Raw genomic sequence first — 24,416 nt, forward strand, 5'->3', positions numbered from 1 at the left:
GTTGTCTCCTGGGTGTACGACGCTTGTACCGCTCTGGATTGGCTTGCTGCGGGGAAATGCGACTGCTCCTAGTGAAAAGTGAAACCGCCGTCGACGTTCACCGACTGGCCCGTGACGTTGTCCATCGTCGCGAAGAACAGGGCGAGCCGCCCCATGTCCTCCGGCGTTTGCGCGCGGCCCTGCGGGATCAGCGTGAGCTGATGGCGCTGCCAGGACTCTTCGACGCTCTCGCCTTCTGTCTTCCATTCGTCGGAGAGCCGGTCCCACATGTACGTACGCACGATGCCGGGGCAAATCGCGTTTACGGTGATGCCCTCGCGCGCGACTTCCTTGGCGAGCGCGTTGGTGAAGCCAACCACCGCAAATTTCGACGCGCTGTAGTGCGCAAGATTCGGGAACCCTTCCTTGCCCGCGATCGAAGCGACGTTGATGATCCGCCCGCGCTTTTGCGTACGGAAATGCGGCAGTGCAGCCTTGCAGCCGAGGAACACGCCTTTCGCGTTGACGCCCATGACGAAGTCCCAGTCCCGCTCTGTTAATTCGGATACCGGACTAATTGAAATCACGCCGGCGCAGTTCACGAGAATATCGAAGCCACCGAATTCCGAAAGCGCCTGCGAGACCATCCCTTCGAGCTGGACAGCCTGGGTGACGTCGACCTTGGCGAAGGCGGCGCGTCTGCCCAACGACCGTATCTCATCCGCAGTCGCGGCAAGCGGTTCTTCGAGCAGATCCGCGAGCAGCACGTCCGCGCCGGCTTGCGCGAGCGTGAGCGCAATGCCGCGGCCGATGCCGCGCGCGCCGCCGGTCACGATCGCGACCTGGCCTTTCAAGGGTGTGTCCATGCGATGTCTCCTTCTTTCGGTGATGCGTGGAGGAAGCAAGCCCAATCGCTATGCGCGCGCGGCGGCCTCGCGCAACAGCTGATGCGACGCCGCGTAACGCAGCGTGCGCGCGACATCGACGGTCAGCGGACCGTGCCAGTCGAGCGTCACTTCATAGCGGTCGCCTCGCGCCGGTTCGATCTCACGCTCGCCGTCGAACGCGAGCGTGCCGTGGCCCGCTTCGAGCGGCAGCGCCACGCCGACTTCGAGGCGCTGGCAGGTAAGCATCGTCAGGCGCTCGACGCGGCCCGGCGCAATCGGCGCGAGCAACGGCACGCCTGCGCCGCTGCCCTCGGGCGCGCCAGGCTGGGCGAACGTCATGTGCAGGCCGTGCGCCGCATCGCGCCCGACCGGCGCCCAAGCCCCGCCGATCGACGAGAGACCGATGCCGTCGGGCGGCGCGAAGGTCAGGAAAAGTGATTCGATATCCGAACTTTCAGAAATCGCACGCGCACCGATGAACGGCTGACGCGCCACGCAAATGTCGACGAGCGCGATTTCTTCGCGCCCGCGCGACGGCCCTTCCACGCAGCGCGCGACGAGCCGCTTGTTGCGCGAAAGCGCCGACTCGGCGGGCACCGCGCCGGTCGCGACGAGCGCGCCCGCGAGGCCCGCGACGGTGGCCTCGCGCAGTTCGGGAAAGGCGTTGTTGGTGCCGGTGGAGAGCGCGAGCAGCGGCGTCGCGCCGCAATGGGCCGCGACCGCGCGATGGGTGCCGTCGCCGCCCAACACCGCGATCAGCGCAACCTCCTCTCGCACCATGTGATCGACACCGGCGTGCGTATCGGCAACGCTTTCGTCCACGAGCAGATCGACGAACACGACCTCGGGCCAGGGTTCGTGCGCGGCAATGGCCGTGTGCGTCTCGATTGCGCGCAGGAGCAGCGCGGCCACGCCGGTGTTGTCGCGCAACGTGAGCACGCGCGTCACGCCGAGCGCGCCCAGGCCTGCGAGCAGGCGCACGACCATGTTCGCCTTCTCGGCCGTGGGAAAGACGGAAGCATGCGAAGTGAGACGGCGAATGTCGCGGCCCGATGCGGGGTTGGCGATCACGCCTACAGTCACGGGCGTCGTCACGGATTTTGTCTCCTGATGGCGTCGCACCGTGCATTGCCGTGCGCCGCCTTTGCCGCCAGACTCTGCAAGCGTCATGCCAATGACGTCGAGAAAGCGCGGCGATAGCGCAGAAGGCCGCGTGACGGGGTTCCGCGCCAATTGCACGCCGTAGCGTCGGCACGAATTGCGTCGCGCGTGGCGTCTCAGCCGCCTTCTCGCATGCGCGAAGCGCCGGTCGCACCGCCAGGCGCCCGCGTGAAGGAATACGCGCATAGCCCCGCGTGGCGTGCCAGAGCGGCGACAGAACGCCCAGGTCCGCCGCGCCGAAAGGCGCGACACGAGCCGCTGAGACGATCGTCTCAGCCGTCTCGCATGCTGCGCTGCGGTGTGATCGCGCGCAAAGGATGTGCTACAAAAGACTCCCGCCGAACGCTTTCCGGTCCGACGTAACCCGACGTTACTCCGACGCTCACCGCGAGCCGTCGCCTGGAACCGCTCATGCCCTACGCCCTTGCGTCTACCCGGCACGCCGAGCGCGTGCGCGGCGCCGTAGAAGGCCGCCTGCCCGCGCCGTCCGACTCGCCGCGCCTCGTCTCGTCGTGGCAGCGCTCGTTCGAGCGCTATCAGCTGGACCCTGGCTCCGTGATCGGCCCGCGCGTGCTGAGCGCCGCCGAGCTGCGCGAGATCCGCGATCGCGAGGAGTCCTTTCTGCGCGCCTCCGGCCAGTGCCTCACGCGATTGCACGACATGGTGCGCGAGGCCGATTACTGCGTGATGCTGACCGACGCGCACGGCGTGACGATCGACTATCGCCTGGACCGAGAGCGCCGCAACGACTTCAAGCACGCGGGTCTCTATATCGGCTCGTGCTGGTCCGAGAGCGAGGAAGGCACCTGCGGCATCGCGAACGTGCTCACCGATCTCGCGCCCATCACGGTGCACAAGACCGACCATTTCCGCGCCGCGTTCACCACGCTCACGTGTAGCGCCGCGCCGATCTTCGCGCCGGGCGGCGAGCTGATCGGCGTACTCGATGCGTCGGCCGTGCAATCGCCCGACAATCGCGAGAGCCAGCGCATCGTCAACCAACTCGTGCGCCAGAGTGCCACGCTCATCGAAGACGGCTATTTCCTGCATCGTCTCGCGTCGTGCTGGATACTCTTCGGTCACCAGAATCGCAATTACGTGGAAGCGCAGCCCGAACTGCTGATCGCCTTCGACGAAAACGGCAACGTGGTCGCCGCAAACCGGCGCGCGCGCGAATGCATGCCGTGCCTGGACGGCCCGCGTCATATCGACGAGATCTTCGATTCGTCGCACGTGCAGTTGCGCGACATCGGCCGCATCGAAACCATCGCGGCGCTGCGCCTGCGCGCGAACGGCTCGATGCTGTATGCGCGCATCCGCGCGCCGCTTGGGACGAGCGGTTACGGCGGACACAGCGCACGCAGCGGCGCCGGCGCGGCGCATGGCGCGATGCCACTGCGGCGCGACACCGCCGACGCGCACGAATACGACCGCAGCGCGCTCGGCCCCTTCCTGCGCAGCGCCGACCCGCGCGTGGCCGAAAACGCGCGCATCGCGCAGCGCGTGGCGGGCAAGCGCCTGCCGATCCTGCTGCTCGGCGAAACCGGCTCCGGCAAGGAGGTGTTCGCGCGCGCCATCCACGACGCCAGCGCGCGACGCAATCGGCCGTTCATCGCGGTCAATTGCGGGGCGCTGCCCGAGTCGCTGATCGAGAGCGAGCTGTTCGGCTATGCGCCGGGCGCGTTCACGGGTGCGCGCCGGCACGGCGCACGCGGCAAGATCGTGATGGCCGATGGCGGCACGCTCTTTCTCGACGAAATCGGCGACATGCCGCTCGCGCTGCAGACCCGCCTTTTGCGCGTGCTGGCCGAGGGCGAAGTCCTGCCGCTCGGGAGCGAAACGCCGGTGCGCGTCGATATCGACGTGGTCTGCGCAACGCACCGGGACCTCGCGCAGATGGCCGGCGCGGGCGCATTCCGCGACGATCTCTACTATCGCCTGAGCGGCGCGGTGCTCACGCTGCCGCCGCTGCGCGAGCGGCGCGACATCGCGATGCTCATCGACACGGTCTTTGCGGAAGAAGCGCAGGCCGCCGGCCGGCCGCTCGCACTCGACGCCACGCTCGCGGCGCGGCTCGCGAAGTTCGCGTGGCCCGGCAACCTGCGGCAACTGCGCAATGCGATGCGTTACGCATGCGCCGTCTGCGACACCGTGCTGGTCGAAGCGCGGCACCTGAGCGGCGACCTCGCGGCGCGCCTGCCGCCACTCGCAGCGCCGGGCGCGTCCGGCTGCCCAGCCGGCATTCCGCCAGCGTCGCCGCTCTCCGACGAGGACGAGCGCGCACGCATCGTCGCGGCGCTCACGGCGCACCGCTGGCGTCCGAACGCCGCCGCACTGGCACTGGGCATTTCGCGCGCGACGCTCTACCGGCGCATGGCGAAGCTCGCCATCGTCGGGCCCCATCGCGTTTGAGCCGGATTGCGCTGACTTCCGCGCGTTTCGCGTCGCCAGAGTGCACAGAAGTATTAAATATTGTGCGGCGCGATTTACTTGCCACACTCCGGCCGGTATAAATCGAGCGCTCGCGATCCACAGATACGCCATCTGGCCTATTCTTGTACCGCAGCCCCCTCCGCTGGATGCGTCGTCCGTTCCCGGCTCACTGAAAATGCCCTCAATGGAGTGATTGCCATGCTCAAGAAGCTGCTGATGCTTTTCCTCGCAATCGGCCTGTCGCTGTCCGCCGTGCTCGCCGCAGCCGTGGAAGTGAACACCGCCGACGAAACCGCGCTCGAATCGGTCAAAGGCATCGGCCCCGTCCATGCCAAGGCGATCATCGACGAACGCACGAAGAACGGCCCGTTCAAGGATGCCGACGACCTGGTGAACCGCGTCAAGGGCATTGGCCCGAAGTCGGTGCAGAACCTCGAGGCGGCGGGGCTCACGATCAACGGCTCCTCGGCGCCGCCCGCGGGCAAGACGGCTAGCGCGAAGAGCGGCAAGAGCGCCGCTGCCACGAGCGCCGCGCCCGCTGCGACCACGGCCAATCCGATGACGGCGCAGACGCCGGCGGCCGCGACCACGGCGCAAGCCGCCTCGGACACGGCCGCGGGCAAGTCGAAGCACAAGAGCAAGAAGGACAAGACAGCCGCCGCTGCCAGCGCGCCCGAAGCGGGCTCCGCTGCGGCGACTCCGGCCACGGCATCCGATACGAAGGCGAAAAAGCCCAGGAAGTCGAAGAAAGACAAGGCCGCGTCCGCTGCGGCCGCTTCCGGCGCCTGATTGCCGCCACCGTCCGGCGCGCGCAAGCCGTGCACTGGATCTCGAAAACGCGGCGACACCCTCGCGTGCGCCGTCCGACTTACCGGCCGCGTCCCCCTCGCGGCCATCACCCAGAGAGATCGTCATGAGTCTGCTAGATACCCTCGGTTCCCTGCTCGGTTCGCAGTCGCAACAGCAAGGCGGCGGCCAGGCCCAGCTCCTCGCCGCGGCGATGGAGTTCGTCAACAACCAGCCCGGCGGGCTGAACGGCCTCATCGAGAAGTTCCAGCAAGGCGGCCTCGGCGACATCGTGCAGTCGTGGGTCGGCAACGGCGAGAATCAGCCTGTTTCGGCGGATCAGCTGCACAACGTGCTCGGCTCGGACGTCGTCTCGGGTCTCGCGCAGAAGGTCGGCATGCAGCCCGACCAGGTGAGCGGGCTGCTCGCCCAGGTGCTGCCGCACGTGGTCAACGCGGGCACGCCGACCGGCGAAGTGCCGCAAGGCGGCCAGATCAACACCGAAAGCGTGCTCGGCACGCTTGGTGGGCTGGCGTCGCTGCTCGGCGGCGGCAACAAGCAGGCATGAGCGCCCATTAGCGCTTCCTTGCAGGCATGAAAAAAGGGCAGCGGATCACTCCGCTGCCCTTTTCGTTTCGGCTCAGTGCGCGCCTGCCGGCGCGCGCCTCAGCCGAGGTTTCTACTCGCGTTAGTGCACCACGCGCTCGAACACGAACTTGCCGTCGTGCACGCCGACCGGGATGACATCCTTCGGCCCGAACTTGCCCGCGAGGATCAGCTTGGCGACCGGGTTCTCGATCTCCTGCTGGATCGCGCGCTTGAGCGGCCGTGCGCCGAACAGCGGGTCGTAGCCGACCTTGGCGATCTGGCTCAGCGCCTCGTCCGACACCACGAGCTCCATGTCGAGCTTCTCCAGACGCTCGCGCAGACGCTGCAGCTGGATCTTCGCAATCGACTCGATATTCGAGCGATCGAGCGCATGGAACACCACGACCTCGTCGATCCGGTTCAGGAACTCGGGGCGGAACTGCTGCTTCACTTCGTTCCACACGGCGTCCTTCACCGCTTCCTGCGGCTCGCCCGCCATCGCCTGAATGAGGTGCGAACCGAGGTTCGACGTCATCACGATTACGGTGTTCTTGAAGTCGACGGTGCGGCCCTGGCCATCGGTCATGCGGCCGTCGTCGAGCACTTGCAGCAGCACGTTGAACACGTCCGGGTGCGCCTTTTCGACTTCGTCGAGCAGGATCACGCTATACGGCTTGCGACGCACGGCCTCGGTCAGATAGCCGCCCTCTTCGTAGCCCACGTATCCCGGCGGCGCGCCGATCAAACGCGCCACACTGTGCTTCTCCATGAACTCGCTCATGTCGATGCGGATGAGGTGATCTTCCGAATCGAACAGGAAGCCCGCCAGCGCCTTGCACAGCTCGGTCTTGCCCACACCCGTCGGCCCGAGGAACAGGAACGAGCCGTACGGCCGGTTCGGGTCCGAGAGACCGGCGCGCGAGCGGCGAATCGCGTCGGCGACGGCGGTAATGGCCTCGTCCTGACCCACCACGCGCTCGTGCAGCTTCTCCTCGATCTGCAGCAGCTTTTCGCGCTCGCCCTGCATCATGCGCGAAACGGGAATGCCGGTCGAACGCGACACGACCTCCGCGATTTCCTCGGCGCCCACGAGCGTGCGCAGCAGGCGCAAGCGCGTGGGGTTGTTCTGCTCGTTCGCCTCCGCGAGCGTCACCTGCTTGAGCTGCGCTTCGAGCTCCGGCAGCTTGCCGTACTGCAGTTCCGCGACCTTCTCGAGCTTGCCTTCGCGCTGGAAGCGATTGATCTCCGCGCGCACGCGGTCGATCTCTTCCTTGATCTGCGCGCCGCCCTGCACCGCGGCCTTCTCGGTGGTCCAGATCTCTTCGAGATCCTTATATTCGAGGCTCAGCCGGTCGATCTCTTCCTCGATCAGCTGCAGACGCTTTTGCGACGCTTCGTCCTTTTCCTTCTTGACGGCCTCGCGCTCGATCTTCAACTGGATCAGGCGGCGATCGAGCTTGTCCATTGCTTCGGGCTTCGAATCGATTTCCATCTTGATCTTCGAAGCTGCTTCGTCGATCAGGTCGATGGCCTTGTCCGGCAGGAAACGGTCGGTGATGTAGCGATGCGAGAGTTCCGCCGCCGCGACGATAGCCGGGTCGGTGATCTCCACGCCGTGGTGCAGCTCGTACTTCTCCTTCAGGCCGCGCAGGATCGCGATGGTCGCCTCGACCGACGGTTCATCGACGAGCACCTTCTGGAAGCGGCGTTCGAGCGCGGCGTCCTTTTCGATGTACTTGCGATACTCGTCGAGCGTAGTCGCGCCGATGCAGTGCAGTTCGCCGCGCGACAGCGCCGGCTTGAGCATATTGCCCGCGTCCATCGCGCCTTCGGCCTTGCCGGCGCCGACCATCGTGTGAATTTCGTCGATGAAGACGATGGTCTGCCCTTCGTCCTTGGCAATGTCGTTGAGCACGGCCTTCAGGCGCTCTTCGAACTCGCCGCGATATTTCGCGCCCGCGAGCAGTGCGGCCATGTCGAGCGAGAGCACGCGCTTGCCCTTGAGCGTTTCGGGCACTTCGCCGTTGACGATGCGCTGCGCGAGGCCTTCGACAATGGCCGTCTTGCCCACCCCCGGTTCGCCGATCAGCACCGGATTGTTCTTGGTGCGGCGTTGCAGGATCTGGATCGAGCGGCGGATTTCGTCGTCGCGGCCGATCACGGGGTCGAGCTTGCCCGAACGCGCGCGCTCGGTCAGATCGACGGTGTACTTCTTGAGCGCTTCACGCTGGCTCTCGGCGTCCTGGCTGTGCACCTGCGCGCCGCCGCGCACCGCGACGATCGCGGCTTCGAGCGCCTTGCGCGTCAAGCCGTGCTGGCGCGCAAGACGACCCGCCTCGCCCTTGTCCTCGGACACGGCGAGCAGGAACATCTCGCTCGCGATATACGTGTCGTTGAGCTTCTGCGCTTCCTTGTCGGCCTGATTGAGCAGCCCCGTTAGTTCGCGGCCGATCTGCACGTTGCCGTCGGTGCCCTGCACCTGCGGCAAGCGGTTGATGGCGTCGTTCAGCGCGTTCTGCAGCGCCTGGACCTGCACGCCCGCACGCGACATGAGCGAGCGCGCGGAGCCGTCCTGCTGCGCAACGAGCGCAGCCAGCAGGTGAACGGGTTCGATGTACTGGTTATCGTGGCCCACCGCGAGGCTTTGCGCGTCGGCGATGGCTTCCTGGAACTTGGTGGTGAGTTTGTCGATTCTCATTTGATGCGAGACCTCCAGATTTCTAGACTGTCACCAAATTTGAGGGGGGACGCGCCGGTTTCAAGCGCTCTGGCGTCATTTTTTCCGATTTTTGCGATTCAGGCGCGGGTAGCGTCCGTCTACCGTTGCTGCCGAGGCGTGAGAAAACGGGGAAGAATGCGAGGCGGCCGCTGCCGCGCGAGGCAGCGCGTCACGGCTGAATGCCGCGACTCGTAGGGGAAGAAAAACGAAGAGGTGACGCTGACGCGCGCTTCAATGCTCGCGCGAAGACGCGGAGCGAGCCGCCTGGGCGCGCGGCATGAACTGGATCGGCGCGAGGCCGAGCAACCCGGTCAGTTCGCCCGCAGGCTGGGCCAGTTCGCCGATGGTATGGCAGTCGAGTTCCGCGAGAAACGCATCGCGCGCCGCGGCCAGCGCGTGCTTGAGTCGGCATTGCGGCTCGATGACGCAGCTGCGCCGGTCGCCGTGTTCGTCCGGAAAGCAGCCGACGAGCGAGAAGTCGCTCTCTGTCTCACGGACAACGGCGCCAACGCTCAGATCGAGCGACGCCGGTGCGAGCCGCAAGCCGCCATTGCGTCCGCGAACGGTGTCGACCCAGCCGAGTTCGCCCAGGCGCTGCACCACTTTCATCAGATGATTCTTCGAAACGCCGTAGGCGTCCGAGATCTCCTGGATCGTGGCCAGGCTGTCGCGACGCAGCGCGAGATACAGCATCACGCGCAAGGAATAGTCGGTGTAGTCGGTCAGTCTCATGGCGATTGCAATGACAGAGAGGGTGCAGGTGACAGAACCCATACAATAACATGCAGTTAGCATGCAGGTTTTGCCTGGACTGAGTATCATTGTCACTCCGATGGACGCTTCGCAGGGCCTGGCAGCTTGCATGCGGCCCGTTGTCGCATCGTGCCGGCGCCCCGCCGCCGACTAAACGCCAAGCACTTCAGGCATCACCCAGGCCCCAAATGACTCGCCCCGACACCCCTCCCGCTGCCGCGCTGCACGCCCGGCCAACTGAAGAAAACATCCGCGAACTCGTCTACGCGTTCTACGACCGCGTGCGCGACGACGCCATGCTCGGCCCGGTGTTCGACGGCGTGCTCGCTGGACGTTGGGACGAACATCTGCCCAAGATGTGCCGCTTCTGGTCGAGCCTCGTGCTCGGCACCAAAAGCTACCGCGGCAACGTGCAGCAGGCGCACGATCCGGTGCCTGGCGTCGAGCCGCAGCATTTCAGCCGCTGGCTCTATCTTTTCCTCGATACGGTTCAGGCTCGCTACGAGCCCGCGGCGGCGGTGCAATTCATGGAACCCGCGCTGCGTATCGCGCAAAGCCTGCAACTGAGCCGCTTTGGCTGGGACTACACGATTCCACCCGAGCAACAGGCGATTCTCGATCGCGTGGCGCCTCGCAGGCGCCACGCCGGGCACGGTCATGACTTGCCAACGCGCCCGACCGGCGAGCCGTTTCCCGCCCGTTTCGTTGGCCGCCAGATGGATGTCGGCGAGAACACGCCCGCGGAGTGAGCGCATCTGCTTCAAGCGGTATATCCGAGTAGGCGGTTAGTTGCGTTAAATAGGGGCGCGAGTGAGCTGAATCCGTCCCTTCAACCCTGCGGACGAGCACCTAGCTGGAGTCCCGCGACGCATTCCCCGAGGCCACCCCCCAGCGCGCCAGCGCCTTATCGTCACTCTCGCGGGCATCGACCCAGCGCGCGCCCTGCTCCGTCTCTTCCTTCTTCCAGAACGGCGCCTCGGTCTTGAGGTAGTCCATGACGAACTCGCAGGACGCGAACGCGTCGCCGCGATGCTTCGAGGTCGTCGCGACCAGCACGATCTGGTCGAGCGGCGCGAGCTTGCCCACCCTGTGCACGATCAGCACCTCGATGCCGGCCCAGCGTCGTTGTGCATCGTCGACGATCGCCTCCAGCGCCTTCTCGGTCATGCCCGGATAGTGCTCGAGTTCGAGCGAGGCGATCGTGCTGCCGTCGTTCAGATCGCGCACCGTGCCGACGAAGCACGCCACCGCACCGATCGCCGGATTGCGCGCGCGCAGTTGCGCAACTTCGGTGGTGAGATCGAAATCTTCCGTTTGTACGCGCACGGGCATCGTGAGTCTCCTGTGGCGCTCAGCCGCCCGTCACCGGCGGGAAAAACGCGACTTCGCAGCCCTCGGTGATACGCGTGCGCGGATCCGTCATCACGTGATTGCAAGCCATGCGCAGCGCGCGGCCTTCCGCCAGCGTCTCGGCCCACACACCGCCGCGCGCACGCAGCCAGCCGCGCACATCGCCGACCGTCACGATGGCATCTGGCAGCGTGACCGTTTCGTCCGCGACGCCTAACGCCTCGCGCACACTCGCAAAAAATTTCAACTGGATCTTCATCGCTCGAGGCTTTTCAGTACAGCAATTCGGTGAACGGAATGAAGCGCACGGTCTCGCCGGCGCTGATCGCATGATTGGGCGGATTGTCGATGAGACCGTCGCCCCAGACCGTGGACGTGAGGACCGCGGAACTCTGGTTCGGGAACAGGTCCAGACCGCCAGCCGGGTTCACGCGCGCTCGCAGGAATTCGTTGCGGCGGTCGCTCTTCGCCTGGGTGAAGTCGGCGCGCAGCGAGAGCGCGCGCGGGCTCACCTGCGTCGCGCCCGCAAGGCGCAGCAGGAACGGACGCACGAACAACAGAAAGGTGACGAAACTCGACACCGGGTTGCCCGGCAACCCGATGAAAAACGCCTCGCCGGTTTCCGCGTCCGCCGCCCCCTGCGTCCGACGCACCGCGCCGAACGCGAGCGGCTTGCCCGGCTTCATCGCGATCTGCCACAGGTTGATGCGCCCTTCGGCCTCGACGGCGGGCCGCACGTGATCCTCCTCCCCGACCGAGACACCGCCCGAAGTGAGGATGAGGTCGTGGCCAGCGGCCGCCTCGCGCAGCGTCGCGCGCGTGAGCTCGAGCTGGTCCGGCACGATGCCGTAGTCGGTGACTTCGCAGCCGAGATTGCGCAAGAGGCTCGTGAGCGTGAAGCGGTTCGAGTTGTAGATCGCGCCGGGTTTGAGCGGCTCGCCGGGCATCGTCAGTTCGTCGCCGGTGAAGAACACCGCGACCTTCACGCGGCGCACGACGGTGAGCGTGGCGCACCCCACCGACGCCGCGAGCCCGAGTGCCGCCGGCGTGAGGCGCGTGCCCGCCGGCAGGATCACCGTGTTCTTGCGGATATCGGCGCCCTGCGGCGTGATCCATTCGCCCGCCTTGGGCGCGTGCAGAAAGGTGACGGCGCCTTGCGCGGCCTCGGTCTGCTCCTGCATCACCACGGCGTCTGCGCCCGGCGGCACCGTCGCGCCCGTGAAGATGCGCGCGGCCGTGCCTGCCGCGAGCGGTTGTGGCGCGTGGCCCGCGGCAATGCGCTGCGAAACCGGCAGACGGCGGCTGCCTTGCGCGAGATCGGCCACGCGCACCGCGTAGCCGTCCATTGCGCTCGTATGCATCGGCGGCACGTCGAGCGGCGAGACGACGTCTGCGGCGAGCACGCGGTTCAGCGCGTCGAACGTCGAAATCGTTTCGGCACCGGCGAGCGGCTTCGCCGCGGCAAGCAGCGTGGCGAGGGCGTCGGCAGTGGAGAGCATCGGCGCGCGCGGTGCGGGCGCCGGCGCAGCGGAAGACGGGGACGTAGGCGTGGACATCGAGGTCGTCTCGGACGTGGGCGGCGGGGCCGCCAGCAGCGGTTGGTCTGTCGTTATTGTAGCGGCGCGACCGGCGCGCCGTGCCTTATGCCGTGGATATCCCTGGCGCGCAATGCCTGCGAGTGCGCAGGCCCGGCTGAAGTGATGCAGCGCGCGGGTACGATCGACCCGCCGACGCGTAAAAGCTGATGCGATGTCCACGCGCCGGGACCGCGAACCGATCCGGCCCCGGCTGCGTCCATCAGTGCGCCGTGTGAGCGGCGATATAGTCCTTCACGCGCTGCGCGTCGGCAGGCACGACTTCGAAGCGCTGCGGCAGCGCCTCGAGGCCTTCGAACGCCGCCGGACGCTCCGGCTCGCGGTCCAGCGCTTCGCGGATCGTCTCGCCGAATTTCACCGGCTGCGCGGTTTCGAGCACGATCATCGGCACACCGGGCTGCAGGTGTTCGCGGGCGACCTTCACGCCGTCGGCCGTATGGGTGTCGATCATCGTCTTGTAGCGCGAGTAGATGTCGCGAATCGTGGCGATGCGGTCGTCGTGGCTGCTGCGGCCCGAAACGAAGCCGAACTGCTTCACGCGCACGAAGTCGCCGCTCGCCACGAGATCGAAACCGCCCTTCTCCTCGACGTCGCGGAACAACTGCGTCACGCGCGCCGGGTCGCGGCCCAGCAAGTCGTAGACGAAGCGCTCGAAATTCGACGCCTTCGAGATGTCCATGCTCGGGCTCGTCGTGTGATACGTCTCGGCCGAGCCGCGCACGCGGTAAATGCCGGTGCGGAAGAACTCGTCGAGCACGTCGTTCTCGTTGGTCGCGACCACGAGCTTTTCGATCGGCAGACCCATCATGCGCGCGATATGGCCCGCGCACACGTTGCCGAAGTTGCCCGAGGGCACCGTGAACGAGACGCGCTCGTCGTTCGACTTCGTCGCCGCGAAGTAGCCGGCGAAGTAGTACACGACCTGGGCCACGACGCGCGCCCAATTGATCGAGTTGACCGTGCCGATCTTCTGCTGCGACTTGAACGCGTGGTCGTTCGAAACCGCCTTGACGATGTCCTGGCAGTCGTCGAACACGCCTTCCACGGCCAGATTGAAGATGTTCGGGTCCTGCAGGCTGAACATCTGCGCCGTCTGGAACGCGCTCATCTTCTTGTGCGGCGACAGCATGAACACGCGCACGCCCTTCTTGCCACGCATCGCGTATTCCGCCGCGCTGCCGGTGTCGCCCGACGTCGCGCCGAGAATGTTCAGCTCCTGGCCGGCCTTCGCGAGCGCGTACTCGAACAGGTTGCCGAGCAGCTGCATCGCCATGTCCTTGAACGCGAGCGTCGGACCGTTCGAGAGTTCGAGCAGCGAGAGCGGCGCGCCGTTTTCCTCGCCGAGCGTGGTGAGCGGCGTGATCTTGCTTGCGTCTTCGCCATGGCGCACGTTGCGGTACGTCTCGCCCGTGTAGGTGCGGCGCGTGATGTCGCGCAGATCGTCGGCCGGAATGTCACCCGCGAACTTCGAGAGGATCTCGAACGCGAGGTCCGCGTACGAAAGGCCGCGCCAGCGCGCCAGTTCTTCCTTGCTGATCTGCGGATACCCGGCCGGCAGATACAGGCCGCCGTCGCGCGCGAGGCCGCCCAGCAGGATGTCGGAAAACGAATGATGCTCGCCGGCGCCCGCGCCGCGCGTAGATACGTAATTCATAGCCCTTGCCTTAGTTCAGTCCTTCCATACGCAGCTTCGTGACCTGCGACTTCACCGTCGCGAGCTTTTCGATCTGCGCGATCGCCGCGTTGACGTTCTTCTCGATCGTCTCGTGCGTGATCAGGATGATGTCGGTTTCCGCCTTGCCTTGCGCGTCGACCTGCTCCGCTTCCTTTTGCAGCAGCGCGTCGATCGAGATGCCGCTGTCCGCGAGGATGCGCGTGATGGCCGCCATCACGCCGGTCTGGTCCGCCACGCGCAGGCGCAGGTAGTAGCCGCTCGTGACTTCGTCGATCGGCAGGATCGGCGTGTTCGAGAGGCTGTCCGGCTGGAACGCCAGATGCGGCACGCGGTGCTCGGGGTCGGCCGTGTGCAGACGCGTCACATCGACGAGATCGGCCACCACGGCGGATGCCGTCGGCTCCGCGCCCGCGCCCTTGCCGTAGTAGAGCGTCGTGCCGACCGCGTCGCCGTGCACGACCACGGCGTTCATTGCGCCTTCCACGTTCGCGAGCAGGCGCTTGGCCGGAATCAGCGTGGGATGCGTGCGCAACTCGATGCCGCGATCGGTGCGGCGCGCGATGCCGAGCAGCTTGATGCGATAGCCCAGTTCTTCCGCGTACTTGATGTCGATGGCGTCGAGCTTGCTGATGCCTTCCACATAGGCTTTGTCGAACTGCACGGGCACGCCGAACGCGATCGCGCTCATGATCGTCGCCTTGTGTGCGGCGTCCACGCCTTCGATGTCGAAGGTCGGATCGGCTTCGGCGTAGCCCAGTTCCTGCGCGGCTTTCAATGCGGTCGCGAAGTCGAGCCCGCGCTCGCGCATTTCCGAGAGGATGTAGTTGGTCGTGCCGTTGATGATGCCGGCGATGTACTGGATGCGGTTGGCCGTGAGGCCTTCGCGCAGCGCCTTGATGATGGGGATGCCGCCCGCCACCGCCGCCTCGAACGCGACCATCACGCCCTTGGCGCGCGCCGCTTCGAAGATCTCCGTGCCGTGCACCGCCAGCAGCGCCTTGTTCGCGGTGACGACATGCTTGCCGCTGGCAATGGCGCGCAGCACGAGATCCCTCGCGAGCGTCGTGCCGCCGATCATTTCGGCGACGATCGAAATCGCGGGATCGTCGACCACGGCGTTGAAGTCGGTCGTCAGCTCGACGCTCCCGGCTTCACTGCCGAGCGCCGTCGTGGCCTTGGCCGGGTTGCGCACGGCGATGCGCGCCACCTCGATGCCGCGGCCCGCGCGGCGTTTGATTTCTTCCTGGTTGCGGCGCAGTACCGTGAAGGTGCCGCTGCCCACCGTGCCGAAGCCCAAGAGACCTACTTTGATCGGATCCATGCAGCGTGTGTTCGTCCAAGTGTTTGAAAAGGGGATGCGTGTGACTGGCTCAGGTGCCGTGCCGCTGGCGATAACCGTCGAGGAAGCGCGCGATGCGGTTGATCGAATCGGTCAGGTCGTCGACGTTCGGCAGGAACACCACGCGGAAGTGGTCCGGCTGCTTCCAGTTGAAGCCCGTGCCCTGCACGAGCAGCACGCGCTCCTGCAAGAGCAGATCGAGGATGAACTGCTGGTCGTTCTCGATCGGATAGAGCTTCGGGTCGAGGCGCGGGAACATGTAGAGCGCCGCTTCCGGCTTCACGCAGGTCACGCCCGGGATGGCCGTGAGCATGTTGTACGCCAGTTCGCGCTGGCGATAGAGGCGCCCGCCCGGCTGGATCAGCTCGTTGATGCTCTGGTAGCCGCCCAGCGCCGTCTGGATCGCGTACTGGCCCGGCACGTTCGCGCACAGGCGCATCGAGGCGAGAATGCCGAGACCTTCCGTGTAGTCCTTCGAGCGGCGGCGGTTTTCCCCCGTCATGCCCGAGAGGAACATCCAGCCCGCGCGGTAGCCGCACGCGCGATAGCTCTTCGACAGGCTGTTGAGCGTGACGGTGATCACGTCTTCCGAGAGCGAGCCGAGCGCCGTGTGCGTCTTGCCGTCGTAGATGATCTTGTCGTAGACCTCGTCGGCGAACAGGATCAGGCCGTGCTCGCGCGCGATCGCAACGAGCCCGCGCAGCAGGTCGTCCGAATAGAGCGCGCCGGTCGGGTTGTTCGGGTTGATGACGACGATCGCGCGCGTGTTCGGCGTGATCTTCGAGCGGATGTCGTCGAGGTCGGGCATCCACGCGTTCGACTCGTCGCAGATGTAGTGCACGGGCGTGCCGCCCGAAAGGCTCACCGCCGCCGTCCACAGCGGATAGTCGGGCGCGGGCAGCAGCACTTCGTCGCCGTCGTTCAGGAGCGCCTGCATGGCCATCACGATCAGTTCGGACGCGCCGTTACCGATGTAGATGTCGTCGAGCTCGACGCCCTTGATGCCCTTTTGCTGCGCGTAATGCATGATCGCCTTGCGCGCGGCGAACACGCCCTTCGAATCCGAATAGCCCGAGGAGCCCGGCAGGTTCAGGATCATGTCCTGAATGACTTCGTCGGGCGCGTCGAAACCGAACGGCGCGAGATTGCCGATGTTCAGCTTGATGATGCGGTGGCCTTCTTCTTCGAGGCGCTTCGCGTGCTCGAGCACCGGCCCGCGGATGTCGTAGCAAACGTTCTGCAGCTTGTTGGATTTGAGAATCGGTTTCACGGCGGGCTATCGGTTATCGGTCAGTAAAGCGGTCAGAGAATCAGTCAGGGCGTCAGAGGCGAGTAAGACGCGGTAAAAGGGCTGGAACAGGCTGAAATGCCGTCGACCGGCCGGCGGATGGCGCCTTGGTGGACAGGACATGCAAGGGAGCCGGAGGGGCGCGCCCCCGGCGGGACAAAGGCCGTGCACGATTGCGTGGGGAGCACCGGGCGCACGCGCGACGCTTCGCAAAGCGTGCGCTGGCCGACCCGACTACCCCAAAACCGCCCCAGCAGCTTGTGGCTGCCCTCGCCCGATGCGCGGATGGCGCGCGTAGCGGCCTGCCGGCGCGGTCTACCCGCGGGCGCCGCCGCAGCGGCGGCTAAAAAGCTATAATTTAGCGGATTTTGACCAACTTCCGCAATGCGCAATCGGCCACGAGGCGGGTCGCGAAGCGGGTGACACGGCGGGCTGCAAGGCGGTTCGCCGAGGCCGGCGGCGGCACAGGATATGCGCCCCTCGCTTGCGCACCCGACCTGCCCTTACCCCGGAACCCCGTTTTGAAATTACACCAGGACTCCAGCGCCGCGCTGAACACCGTGACCGGTTACGGCGCCGACTACGTCGAAGTGAACCTCGAACGCCATACGGGCAGCATCATCGTGATGCCCGAATCGCCGGTCACCCCCTGGCCGGTGCAGTCGTTCGACGCCCTCACGCCCGAACTCTTCGAGCTGCTTGTGCCGCTGAACCCCGAAGTGGTCGTCTTCGGCAGCGGGGAGCGGTTGCGCTTTCCGCATCCGCGCCTGACCGCGGCGCTCGCCAGGAAGCGCATCGGTGTGGAGGCGATGGACTTCAAGGCCGCCTGCCGCACCTACAACATCCTCATGGCCGAAGGCCGCCGTGTGGCGGCCGCGCTTCTGATCGAAAGCTGACGCCCCTTAAGCTTGCCATCAGGTCGCCGCGCGGCGGCGTAGTACACTTGCGCGCCGTGTGCGTAGCGCGCGCCCCGGACCCGGCCGCACACCGTGCGCGGCCAGCGCGCGCTTCGCACCCCGACCGCAACGACTGCAACAAGAACAGGCTGAAACCCATGAACGATACGCCATCGAGGCTACCGCTCAACCGCAGCGCGATCCTGCTACTGATCCTCGCCCTCGCCGTGATCTGGTTCCTGCCGCTCGGCTGGCGCCACCTGCTGCCGAGCGACGAAGGCCGCTACGCCGAAATGGCGCGCGAAATGCTCGCGAGCGGCGACTGGATCACGCCGCGCTACAACGACTACAAGTACTTCGAAAAGCCGCCGCTGCAAACCTGGATGAACGCGCTCACGTTCGCGTGGTTCGGCATCGGCGAGTGGCAGGCGCGCCTCTACACGGCGCTCACCGGCTTCGCGGGCGTGCTGCTGATCGGCTTCACCGGCGCGCGCGTGTTCAACGCCGCCACGGGCTTCTTCGCCGCGGTCGTGCTCGCCTGCGCGCCGTACTGGAACCTGATGGGCCACTTCAACACGCTCGACATGGGCCTGGCGTTCTGGATGCAACTCACGCTGTGTGCGCTGCTGCTCGCCCAGCGCCCGACCCTGCCCAAGGCGAACGCGCGCCTGTGGATGTGGGTGTGCTGGGCCGCCATGGCGATGGCGGTGCTGTCCAAGGGCCTCGTCGGCCTGATCCTGCCAGGCGCCGTGCTGGTGCTCTATACGGCGATTTCGCGCGACTGGGCGCTCTGGAAGCGCCTCTATCTCGTGAGCGGTCTGATCGTCTTCTTCGCGATCGTGTCGCCGTGGTTCATCCTCGTGCAGCAGCGCAATCCCGAGTTCTTCAACTTCTTCTTCATCGTCCAGCAGTTCCAGCGCTACCTCACGCCCGCGCAGAACCGCCCCGGCCCGTTCTACTACTTCGTGCCGGTCATGCTGGTGGGCTTCCTGCCGTGGCTTTCGGTGAGCGTGCAGAGCGTGCGCCATGCGCTGCGCGCGCCGCGCCAGCCCAACGGGTTCTCGCCCGTCATGCTGATGCTCGTGTGGACGGTGTTCATTTTCCTGTTCTTCAGCGCCTCGCACTCGAAGCTCGTCTCCTACGTCCTGCCGATCGCGCCGCCCGTGGCGCTCATCATCGGCATGTATCTGCCGGTCATGACGCGCGCCCAGTGGAACAAGCACCTCGCGGGCTACGCGGTGTTCGCCGTCGCGCTGATGGCGGGCTCGTTCGTGCTCACGCGGCTCGGCGACGCGCGCAATCCCAACGCGCTCTACCGGGAGTTCCAGGTCTGGGTGTTCGGCGCGGCCGCGGTGGCCTTCGTCGTCACCATGGTCGGCCTGCGCCTGAACCGGGCGAAGCGCACGCCCGAAACCGGTGCGCGCGCGCCAGCGGTTGCGCTCGGCACCGCGTGGCTGCTGCTCGCGACCATTGCGGGCACGGGCCACGACGTGTTCGGCACGCTGAGTTCCGGCGCGCCGCTCGCGCCCGCTGTGCGCGCCGCCATTGCGAAGCTGCCGCCCGACACGCCGTTCTACTCGGTGGGCGTACTCGACCATACGATGCCTTTCTACGTGCGCCATACGATGACGATGGTCGAGGTCACCGACGAGCTGGCCTTCGGCATCTCCGAGGAGCCGCAAAAATGGGTGCCGACCATTGCCGACTGGGAGGCGCGCTGGAAGTCCGACCGCTATGCGCTCGCGCTGCTTCCCGTGAAGCGCTACGAAGAGCTGGCCGCGCAGGGCCTGCCGATGCAGGTTGTCGCGCGCGACGCGCGGCGCGTGATCGTTGAAAAGCCGCAATCCTGAGCGCTTCCTGGCCCCGATTGACGCATGGGCGATAATCGGGCCGCGCCGCGCCGGTTCGGCCTACCCGGGCCGGCCGCCCTGCGCGGCTTGGCCCGGGCTCCCGCCCCAACCCGACAACCCGTTGAACCACCCTTTCCGATGAATCCGATTTCCCTCATCTGCATCCTCGCCGGCGTCGGCCTCAACGCCTGCGCGCAACTGTTGCTGAAAGCGGGTGTCAATGCCGTTGGACACTTCGAATTCAGCCGTGCGAACATCTTGCCCATTGGCCTGAAGCTCGCGACGCAAGTGCCGATTCTCGGCGGCCTCACCTGCTACGTGTTCAGCGTGGTCGTGTGGATCGTCGGGCTCTCGCGCGTGGACGTCTCGATCGCCTACCCGATGCTCTCGCTCGGCTACGTGGTCAACGCGTTCGCGGCGTGGTATCTGTTCGGCGAGGTGCTGAGCGTGCAGCGGCTCGTGGGCATCGGCATCATCCTGATCGGCGTGTTCGTGCTGGCGCGCAGCTGACGCGCCGCGGCGCGCTGTGGCGCGCGTGGCGAGGCCGCTTGCAGCGCGGCATATTGCGCCCATATAAGTATTTCGTAAGATGCGCCGCGGCGGCCTTGCCGCCCGGCCCCACTTTCTGACGAGCAAAGAGCAAGCACTCATGACCCAGTCATCCCCGCAGTCGACCCTTCCGTTCCTGCCGTTCGTGCGTCCCGAAATCGACGAGGAAACCATCCAGGGCGTCGCCGACGTACTGCGTTCGGGCTGGATCACGACCGGCCCGCAGAACCAGGCGTTCGAAGCGGCGCTCTCGGAGTATTGCGGCGGCCGTCCGGTGCGCACCTTCAACTCGGGCACGGCGACGCTCGAAATCGGTTTGCGCCTTGCCGGCGTGGGTCCCGGCGACGAAGTCATCACGACGCCCGCGTCGTGGGTTTCCACGAGCAACGTGATCTACGAGGTGGGCGCGACGCCGGTGTTCGCCGACATCGATCCCGTCACGCGCAACATCGATCTCGACAAGCTCGAAGCCGCCATCACGCCGAAGACCAAAGCCATCATCCCGGTCTTTCTCTCGGGCCTGCCCGTCGACATGGACCGGCTCTACGCGATCGCCCGCCAGCACAAGCTGCGCGTAATCGAGGACGCCGCGCAGGCGTTCGGCTCGAGCTGGAACGGCAAGCGCATCGGCGCGATCGGCGACATCGTCTCGTTCAGCTTCCACGCCAACAAGAACCTCACGTCGATCGAAGGCGGCGCGCTCGTCCTCAACGACGAAGCCGAGGCCGTGCTCGCGCAGAAATACCGTCTCCAGGGCATTACGCGCACGGGCTTCGACGGCATGGACTGCGACGTGCTCGGCGGCAAGTACAATCTCACGGATGTGGCGGCGCGCGTCGGGCTCGGCCAGCTCAAGCACATCGAGCGTTTCATCCGGCAGCGCCGCGAGCTTGCGCGGGCTTACTTCGCGGGCTTCGAAGGCGGCGCGGCGGTTAAGCTCGGCGTCGGCCTGCCGCTCGCCGATTTCGCCAACAGCAACTGGCACATGTTCCAGATCACGCTGCCGCTCGACACGCTCGCGATCGACCGCGCCGGTTTCATGGGCGAACTCAAGGAGCGCGGCATCGGCTCGGGCGTGCATTACCCGGCCATCCACCTCTTCACGCTCTACCGCGAGCGTGGTTTCAAGGCGGGCATGTTCCCGCACGCGGAGCGCTTCGGTGCGAGCACGGTCACGCTGCCGCTCTTCACGCAGATGACCGAAGCCGACGTGGCGCGCGTGTGCAGCGCAGTGAACGAGATTTGCGCGAAGTTTGCGAAGTAGTTGGCAAAACAGGCAGTAACGGAAGTCGGGGACGGGATAACGCCGCTCTGACGGGCATGGGACCCGTGGCAGCGCTAAAGCGCCAACTCGGGTCGACACAGGGGAAACGCAGGCGGACGGCGCGGCGCATGCGCCGCCGATTTGCGCATGCAGCAAACCGCAGCATCCAATAACGGAATCGACGCACACATGAGTCAAACGGAACAAGGCACCTTGACCCCGGACACGCCGGAAGTCTCGGTCATCATTCCGGTCTACAACGAGGAAGCTGGCCTTCCCGAGCTGTTCGCGCGCCTGTATCCGGCGCTCGACAAGCTCGGCACCTCGTACGAAGTGATCTTCATCAACGACGGCAGCCGCGACCGCTCGGCCGCGATGCTCGCGGAGCAGTTCCGCGCGCGGCCCGATACCACGCGCGCGATCCTGCTCAACGGCAACTACGGCCAGCACATGGCGATTCTCGCGGGCTTCGAGCAGGCCCGCGGCGAGATCGTCATCACGCTCGACGCCGATCTGCAGAATCCGCCCGAGGAAATCGGCAAGCTCGTCGAGAAGATGCGCGAGGGCTACGACTACGTCGGCACCATCCGCAAGCAGCGCCAGGACAGCCTCTGGCGGCGCAAGGCCTCGCAGGCGATGAACCGTCTGCGCGAGCGCATCACGCGCATCAAGATGACCGATCAGGGCTGCATGCTGCGCGCGTACAACCGCCGCATCATCGACACGATCAACCGCTGCGGCGAAATCAACACCTTCATCCCGGCGCTCGCGTACACGTTCTCGCAGAACCCGGTCGAGGTGGAGGTCGCGCACGAGGAGCGCTTCGCGGGCGAATCGAAGTACTCGCTCTACAGCCTCATTCGCCTGAATTTCGACCTCGTGACGGGCTTCTCCGTCGTGCCGCTGCAGTGGCTCTCGTTCATCGGCGTGATCCTCTCGCTCGGCTCGGCGGGCCTCTTCCTGCTGCTGCTGATTCGCCGCTTCGTCCTCGGCGCGGAAGTGCAAGGCGTCTTCACGCTCTTCGCCATCACGTTCTTCCTGCTCGGCGTGATCATCTTCGCGCTCGGGCTGCTCGGCGAGTACATCGGCCGCATCTACCAGCAGGTGCGCGCGCGTCCGCGTTACCTGATCCAGACGATCCTCGAGGAGCGCAATGGCCGCGCCGTCGTCGATACGCCGCGCCAGGATTTCATGCAGGCGGCCGCCTTCGCGCAGCCGGCTGAACCCGCGCGAGCGGCAGGTGCGGCTGCGAGGCCGGCCACCACGAACGCGGCCAATGAAGGAGCCGGCCAATGAAACCGCGCGCCGTTGTGTTCGCGTATCACAACGTGGGCGTGCGCTGTCTGCAGGTGTTGCTCGCGGGCGGCGTCGACGTTGCGCTCGTCGTCACGCATGAAGACAGCCCGACCGAAAACATCTGGTTCGGCAGCGTGAAGTCGGTGGCCGAGGAGCATGGCATCGAAGTCGTCACGCCCGCCGACCCGAAGAGCGCCGAGTTGCGCGCGGCCGTTTCGGCAGCGCGCCCGGACTTCATCTTCTCGTTCTACTACCGGCACATGCTGCCCGTGGACCTGCTCGCCCTCGCCGGGCGCGGCGCGTACAACGTGCACGGCTCGCTCCTGCCGAAATACCGCGGCCGCGTGCCCACGAACTGGGCCGTGCTCAACGGCGAAACCGAAACGGGCGCCACGCTGCACGAAATGGGCGCGAAGCCCGACGCGGGCGCGATCGTCGCGCAGACCCCGGTGCCGATCCTGCCCGACGACACCGCCGCGCAGGTCTTCGACAAGGTGACGGTCGCCGCCGAGCAGACGCTCTGGCGCGTGCTGCCCGCGCTGATCGCGGGCGAGGCGCCGCATCTGCCGAACGATCTCACGAAGGGCAGCTATTACGGCGGGCGCAAGCCGGAAGACGGCCGCATCGACTTCGGCGAGAGCGCGCAGCACGTGTACAACCTGATCCGCGCCGTCGCGCCGCCCTATCCGGGCGCGTTCACCGACATCGGCAACGAACGTTTCGTGATTGCCCGCGCGCGTCTCGTGCGCCCCGGCTCGCAAGACGCCGAAAGGGTCCGCACCCTCGCCGGATTGCCCGTGGGCATCCACGTAAGCGATAATGCGCTTTTCGCCGTTTGTGGCGACGCACGCGCCATCGCGATCCACGAACTGCGGCATCAGCATAACGGTCAGGAGACCGTCATCAGCCCCGCCGCGTTCTCCGAACTCATTTCATCTGTCCCCCGTCCATGACCAAAAAAGTTCTGATCCTGGGTGTGAACGGCTTTATCGGCCACCACCTCTCCAAGCGCATCCTCGAAAGCACGAACTGGGAAGTGTTCGGCATGGACATGCAGACGGATCGCCTCGGCGACCTCGTCAAGCATGAGCGGATGCACTTCTTCGAAGGCGACATCACGATCAACAAGGAGTGGGTCGAGTACCACGTCAAGAAGTGCGACGTGATCCTGCCGCTGGTCGCCATCGCGACGCCCGCCACCTACGTGCAGCAGCCGCTGCGCGTGTTCGAGCTCGACTTCGAAGCGAACCTGCCGATCGTGCGTTCGGCCGTGAAGTACCGCAAGCACCTCGTCTTCCCGTCGACATCGGAAGTCTATGGCATGTGCTCGGACGAGCAGTTCGACCCGGATGCGTCCGCCCTGACCTACGGCCCGATCAACAAGCCGCGCTGGATCTACGCGTGCTCGAAGCAGCTGATGGACCGCGTGATCTGGGGCTACGGCATGGAAGGCCTGAATTTCACGCTGTTCCGTCCGTTCAACTGGATCGGCCCGGGCCTCGACTCGATCTACACGCCGAAGGAAGGTTCGTCGCGCGTCGTGACGCAGTTCCTCGGCCACATCGTGCGCGGCGAGAACATCAGCCTCGTGGATGGCGGCGCGCAAAAGCGCGCGTTCACCGACATCGACGACGGCATCGCGGCGCTGATGAAGATCATCGAGAACAAGGACGGCGTCGCCACGGGCAAGATCTACAACATCGGCAACCCGACCAACAACTTCTCGGTGCGCGAACTCGCGCACAAGATGCTCGCGCTCGCCGCCGAATTCCCGGAATACGCGGAAACGGCCAAGAAGGTGCAGTTGGTCGAAACGTCGTCGGGCGCGTACTACGGCGCGGGCTACCAGGACGTGCAGAACCGCGTGCCGAAGATCGACAACACGAAGCAGGAACTCGGCTGGGCGCCGAAGTCGACCTTCGACGAAGCGCTGCGCAAGATCTTCGAAGCATACCGCGGCCATGTCGCCGAAGCGCGTGCGCTCGTCGAGCAACATTAAGCGTTAGAG

The 24,416-nt window shown here is 66.0% G+C and carries 21 protein-coding genes; 11 read left to right on the forward strand and 10 right to left on the reverse strand.

Annotation, left to right across the window (positions count from 1 at the left end; genetic code table 11):
- Window positions 1-68: 68 nt before the first annotated feature.
- Both BFD71_RS27650 and BFD71_RS27655 read right to left on the reverse strand, forming a co-directional pair.
- Window positions 69-845 (reverse strand): SDR family NAD(P)-dependent oxidoreductase, encoded by a 777-nt coding sequence (locus BFD71_RS27650; RefSeq protein WP_069267514.1) that lies wholly within the window; start codon window positions 843-845, stop codon window positions 69-71.
- Window positions 846-893: 48 nt separating this feature from the next.
- A complete protein-coding gene (locus tag BFD71_RS27655) occupies window positions 894-1,961 on the reverse strand; it encodes an ATP-NAD kinase family protein (protein WP_069267607.1) in 1,068 nt (355 codons plus the stop codon).
- Between the two features lie 477 nt (window positions 1,962-2,438).
- On the opposite strand from BFD71_RS27655, the gene BFD71_RS27660 reads away from it, so the two are divergent.
- The 3 genes from BFD71_RS27660 to BFD71_RS27670 all read left to right on the forward strand — a co-directional run bounded on the left by BFD71_RS27660 (window position 2,439) and on the right by BFD71_RS27670 (window position 5,814).
- The gene (locus BFD71_RS27660) at window positions 2,439-4,439 is read left to right on the forward strand and encodes a sigma-54-dependent Fis family transcriptional regulator (RefSeq protein ID WP_069267515.1); all 2,001 of its coding nucleotides are present in this window, start codon (window positions 2,439-2,441) and stop codon (window positions 4,437-4,439) included.
- A 219-nt stretch (window positions 4,440-4,658) separates the two neighbouring features.
- A complete protein-coding gene (locus BFD71_RS27665; RefSeq protein ID WP_069267516.1) occupies window positions 4,659-5,249 on the forward strand; it encodes a ComEA family DNA-binding protein in 591 nt (196 codons plus the stop codon).
- A 34-nt stretch (window positions 5,250-5,283) separates the two neighbouring features.
- Entirely contained in the window at window positions 5,284-5,814 is a 531-nt protein-coding gene (locus BFD71_RS27670) for a YidB family protein (RefSeq protein ID WP_441830568.1), read from the forward strand.
- A 120-nt stretch (window positions 5,815-5,934) separates the two neighbouring features.
- On the opposite strand, the gene clpB is transcribed toward BFD71_RS27670, so the two are convergent.
- Window positions 5,935-8,532 (reverse strand): ATP-dependent chaperone ClpB, encoded by a 2,598-nt coding sequence (clpB, locus tag BFD71_RS27675; protein WP_069267518.1) that lies wholly within the window; start codon window positions 8,530-8,532, stop codon window positions 5,935-5,937.
- A 252-nt stretch (window positions 8,533-8,784) separates the two neighbouring features.
- Window positions 8,785-9,285 carry an Rrf2 family transcriptional regulator gene (locus BFD71_RS27680; RefSeq protein ID WP_069267519.1) on the reverse strand — a complete coding sequence of 167 codons (501 nt, stop codon included), beginning with the start codon at window positions 9,283-9,285 and terminating at the stop codon, window positions 8,785-8,787.
- Window positions 9,286-9,494: 209 nt separating this feature from the next.
- On the opposite strand from BFD71_RS27680, the gene BFD71_RS27685 reads away from it, so the two are divergent.
- The gene (locus BFD71_RS27685) at window positions 9,495-10,055 is read left to right on the forward strand and encodes a group III truncated hemoglobin (protein WP_069267520.1); all 561 of its coding nucleotides are present in this window, start codon (window positions 9,495-9,497) and stop codon (window positions 10,053-10,055) included.
- Between the two features lie 100 nt (window positions 10,056-10,155).
- Here the strand turns inward: BFD71_RS27685 and BFD71_RS27690 are convergent, their stop codons facing one another.
- The 6 genes from BFD71_RS27690 to BFD71_RS27715 all read right to left on the reverse strand — a co-directional run bounded on the left by BFD71_RS27690 (window position 10,156) and on the right by BFD71_RS27715 (window position 16,535).
- Entirely contained in the window at window positions 10,156-10,638 is a 483-nt protein-coding gene (locus BFD71_RS27690; RefSeq protein WP_069267521.1) for a molybdenum cofactor biosynthesis protein MoaE, read from the reverse strand.
- Between the two features lie 19 nt (window positions 10,639-10,657).
- The gene (gene moaD / locus BFD71_RS27695; RefSeq protein ID WP_069267522.1) at window positions 10,658-10,915 is read right to left on the reverse strand and encodes a molybdopterin converting factor subunit 1; all 258 of its coding nucleotides are present in this window, start codon (window positions 10,913-10,915) and stop codon (window positions 10,658-10,660) included.
- A gap of 13 nt (window positions 10,916-10,928) precedes the next feature.
- A complete protein-coding gene (locus tag BFD71_RS27700) occupies window positions 10,929-12,155 on the reverse strand; it encodes a molybdopterin molybdotransferase MoeA (RefSeq protein ID WP_069267523.1) in 1,227 nt (408 codons plus the stop codon).
- Between the two features lie 298 nt (window positions 12,156-12,453).
- Window positions 12,454-13,905 carry a threonine synthase gene (gene thrC, locus BFD71_RS27705; RefSeq protein ID WP_069267524.1) on the reverse strand — a complete coding sequence of 484 codons (1,452 nt, stop codon included), beginning with the start codon at window positions 13,903-13,905 and terminating at the stop codon, window positions 12,454-12,456.
- Between the two features lie 10 nt (window positions 13,906-13,915).
- Window positions 13,916-15,247, reverse strand: coding sequence for a homoserine dehydrogenase (locus tag BFD71_RS27710; protein ID WP_069267525.1), 1,332 nt, complete (start codon window positions 15,245-15,247; stop codon window positions 13,916-13,918).
- 49 nt (window positions 15,248-15,296) lie between these two features.
- Window positions 15,297-16,535, reverse strand: a complete 1,239-nt coding sequence (locus tag BFD71_RS27715; RefSeq protein ID WP_069267526.1) for a pyridoxal phosphate-dependent aminotransferase — start codon at window positions 16,533-16,535, stop codon at window positions 15,297-15,299.
- A 539-nt stretch (window positions 16,536-17,074) separates the two neighbouring features.
- Between BFD71_RS27715 and BFD71_RS27720 the strand changes: the two genes are divergently transcribed.
- The 7 genes from BFD71_RS27720 to BFD71_RS27750 all read left to right on the forward strand — a co-directional run bounded on the left by BFD71_RS27720 (window position 17,075) and on the right by BFD71_RS27750 (window position 24,407).
- Window positions 17,075-17,449, forward strand: coding sequence for an Mth938-like domain-containing protein (locus BFD71_RS27720; protein WP_069267527.1), 375 nt, complete (start codon window positions 17,075-17,077; stop codon window positions 17,447-17,449).
- 158 nt (window positions 17,450-17,607) lie between these two features.
- Window positions 17,608-19,299, forward strand: a complete 1,692-nt coding sequence (locus tag BFD71_RS27725) for a glycosyltransferase family 39 protein (protein ID WP_069267528.1) — start codon at window positions 17,608-17,610, stop codon at window positions 19,297-19,299.
- Between the two features lie 138 nt (window positions 19,300-19,437).
- The gene (locus BFD71_RS27730; RefSeq protein WP_028204911.1) at window positions 19,438-19,809 is read left to right on the forward strand and encodes an SMR family transporter; all 372 of its coding nucleotides are present in this window, start codon (window positions 19,438-19,440) and stop codon (window positions 19,807-19,809) included.
- Between the two features lie 139 nt (window positions 19,810-19,948).
- Window positions 19,949-21,112 (forward strand): DegT/DnrJ/EryC1/StrS family aminotransferase, encoded by a 1,164-nt coding sequence (locus BFD71_RS27735; protein WP_069267608.1) that lies wholly within the window; start codon window positions 19,949-19,951, stop codon window positions 21,110-21,112.
- A 189-nt stretch (window positions 21,113-21,301) separates the two neighbouring features.
- On the forward strand, window positions 21,302-22,408 hold the full coding sequence (locus BFD71_RS27740) for a glycosyltransferase (RefSeq protein ID WP_256094951.1): 1,107 nt from the start codon (window positions 21,302-21,304) through the stop codon (window positions 22,406-22,408).
- A complete protein-coding gene (locus BFD71_RS27745) occupies window positions 22,405-23,361 on the forward strand; it encodes a formyltransferase (RefSeq protein WP_069267529.1) in 957 nt (318 codons plus the stop codon). The genes BFD71_RS27740 and BFD71_RS27745 overlap by 4 nt, the downstream gene beginning before the upstream one ends.
- Entirely contained in the window at window positions 23,358-24,407 is a 1,050-nt protein-coding gene (locus BFD71_RS27750; RefSeq protein ID WP_069267530.1) for a bifunctional UDP-4-keto-pentose/UDP-xylose synthase, read from the forward strand. Before BFD71_RS27745 ends, BFD71_RS27750 begins: the two co-directional genes overlap by 4 nt.
- Window positions 24,408-24,416 lie beyond the last annotated feature (9 nt).

Source organism: Paraburkholderia nodosa, assembly GCF_001718195.1.
GTDB lineage: Bacteria > Pseudomonadota > Gammaproteobacteria > Burkholderiales > Burkholderiaceae > Paraburkholderia > Paraburkholderia nodosa_A.

What these genes read in the sequence shown, in the direction of transcription:
- BFD71_RS27650 (WP_069267514.1), bottom strand. Translation starts at nt 845, where the DNA reads ATGGACACACCCTTGAAAGGCCAGGTCGCGATCGTGACCGGCGGCGCG.
- BFD71_RS27660 (WP_069267515.1), top strand. Translation starts at nt 2,439, where the DNA reads ATGCCCTACGCCCTTGCGTCTACCCGGCACGCCGAGCGCGTGCGCGGC.
- BFD71_RS27665 (WP_069267516.1), top strand. Translation starts at nt 4,659, where the DNA reads ATGCTCAAGAAGCTGCTGATGCTTTTCCTCGCAATCGGCCTGTCGCTG.
- clpB (WP_069267518.1), bottom strand. Translation starts at nt 8,532, where the DNA reads ATGAGAATCGACAAACTCACCACCAAGTTCCAGGAAGCCATCGCCGAC.
- BFD71_RS27680 (WP_069267519.1), bottom strand. Translation starts at nt 9,285, where the DNA reads ATGAGACTGACCGACTACACCGACTATTCCTTGCGCGTGATGCTGTAT.
- BFD71_RS27685 (WP_069267520.1), top strand. Translation starts at nt 9,495, where the DNA reads ATGACTCGCCCCGACACCCCTCCCGCTGCCGCGCTGCACGCCCGGCCA.
- BFD71_RS27690 (WP_069267521.1), bottom strand. Translation starts at nt 10,638, where the DNA reads ATGCCCGTGCGCGTACAAACGGAAGATTTCGATCTCACCACCGAAGTT.
- moaD (WP_069267522.1), bottom strand. Translation starts at nt 10,915, where the DNA reads ATGAAGATCCAGTTGAAATTTTTTGCGAGTGTGCGCGAGGCGTTAGGC.
- BFD71_RS27700 (WP_069267523.1), bottom strand. Translation starts at nt 12,155, where the DNA reads ATGCTCTCCACTGCCGACGCCCTCGCCACGCTGCTTGCCGCGGCGAAG.
- thrC (WP_069267524.1), bottom strand. Translation starts at nt 13,905, where the DNA reads ATGAATTACGTATCTACGCGCGGCGCGGGCGCCGGCGAGCATCATTCG.
- BFD71_RS27710 (WP_069267525.1), bottom strand. Translation starts at nt 15,247, where the DNA reads ATGGATCCGATCAAAGTAGGTCTCTTGGGCTTCGGCACGGTGGGCAGC.
- BFD71_RS27725 (WP_069267528.1), top strand. Translation starts at nt 17,608, where the DNA reads ATGAACGATACGCCATCGAGGCTACCGCTCAACCGCAGCGCGATCCTG.
- BFD71_RS27730 (WP_028204911.1), top strand. Translation starts at nt 19,438, where the DNA reads ATGAATCCGATTTCCCTCATCTGCATCCTCGCCGGCGTCGGCCTCAAC.
- BFD71_RS27735 (WP_069267608.1), top strand. Translation starts at nt 19,949, where the DNA reads ATGACCCAGTCATCCCCGCAGTCGACCCTTCCGTTCCTGCCGTTCGTG.
- BFD71_RS27740 (WP_256094951.1), top strand. Translation starts at nt 21,302, where the DNA reads ATGAGTCAAACGGAACAAGGCACCTTGACCCCGGACACGCCGGAAGTC.
- BFD71_RS27745 (WP_069267529.1), top strand. Translation starts at nt 22,405, where the DNA reads ATGAAACCGCGCGCCGTTGTGTTCGCGTATCACAACGTGGGCGTGCGC.
- BFD71_RS27750 (WP_069267530.1), top strand. Translation starts at nt 23,358, where the DNA reads ATGACCAAAAAAGTTCTGATCCTGGGTGTGAACGGCTTTATCGGCCAC.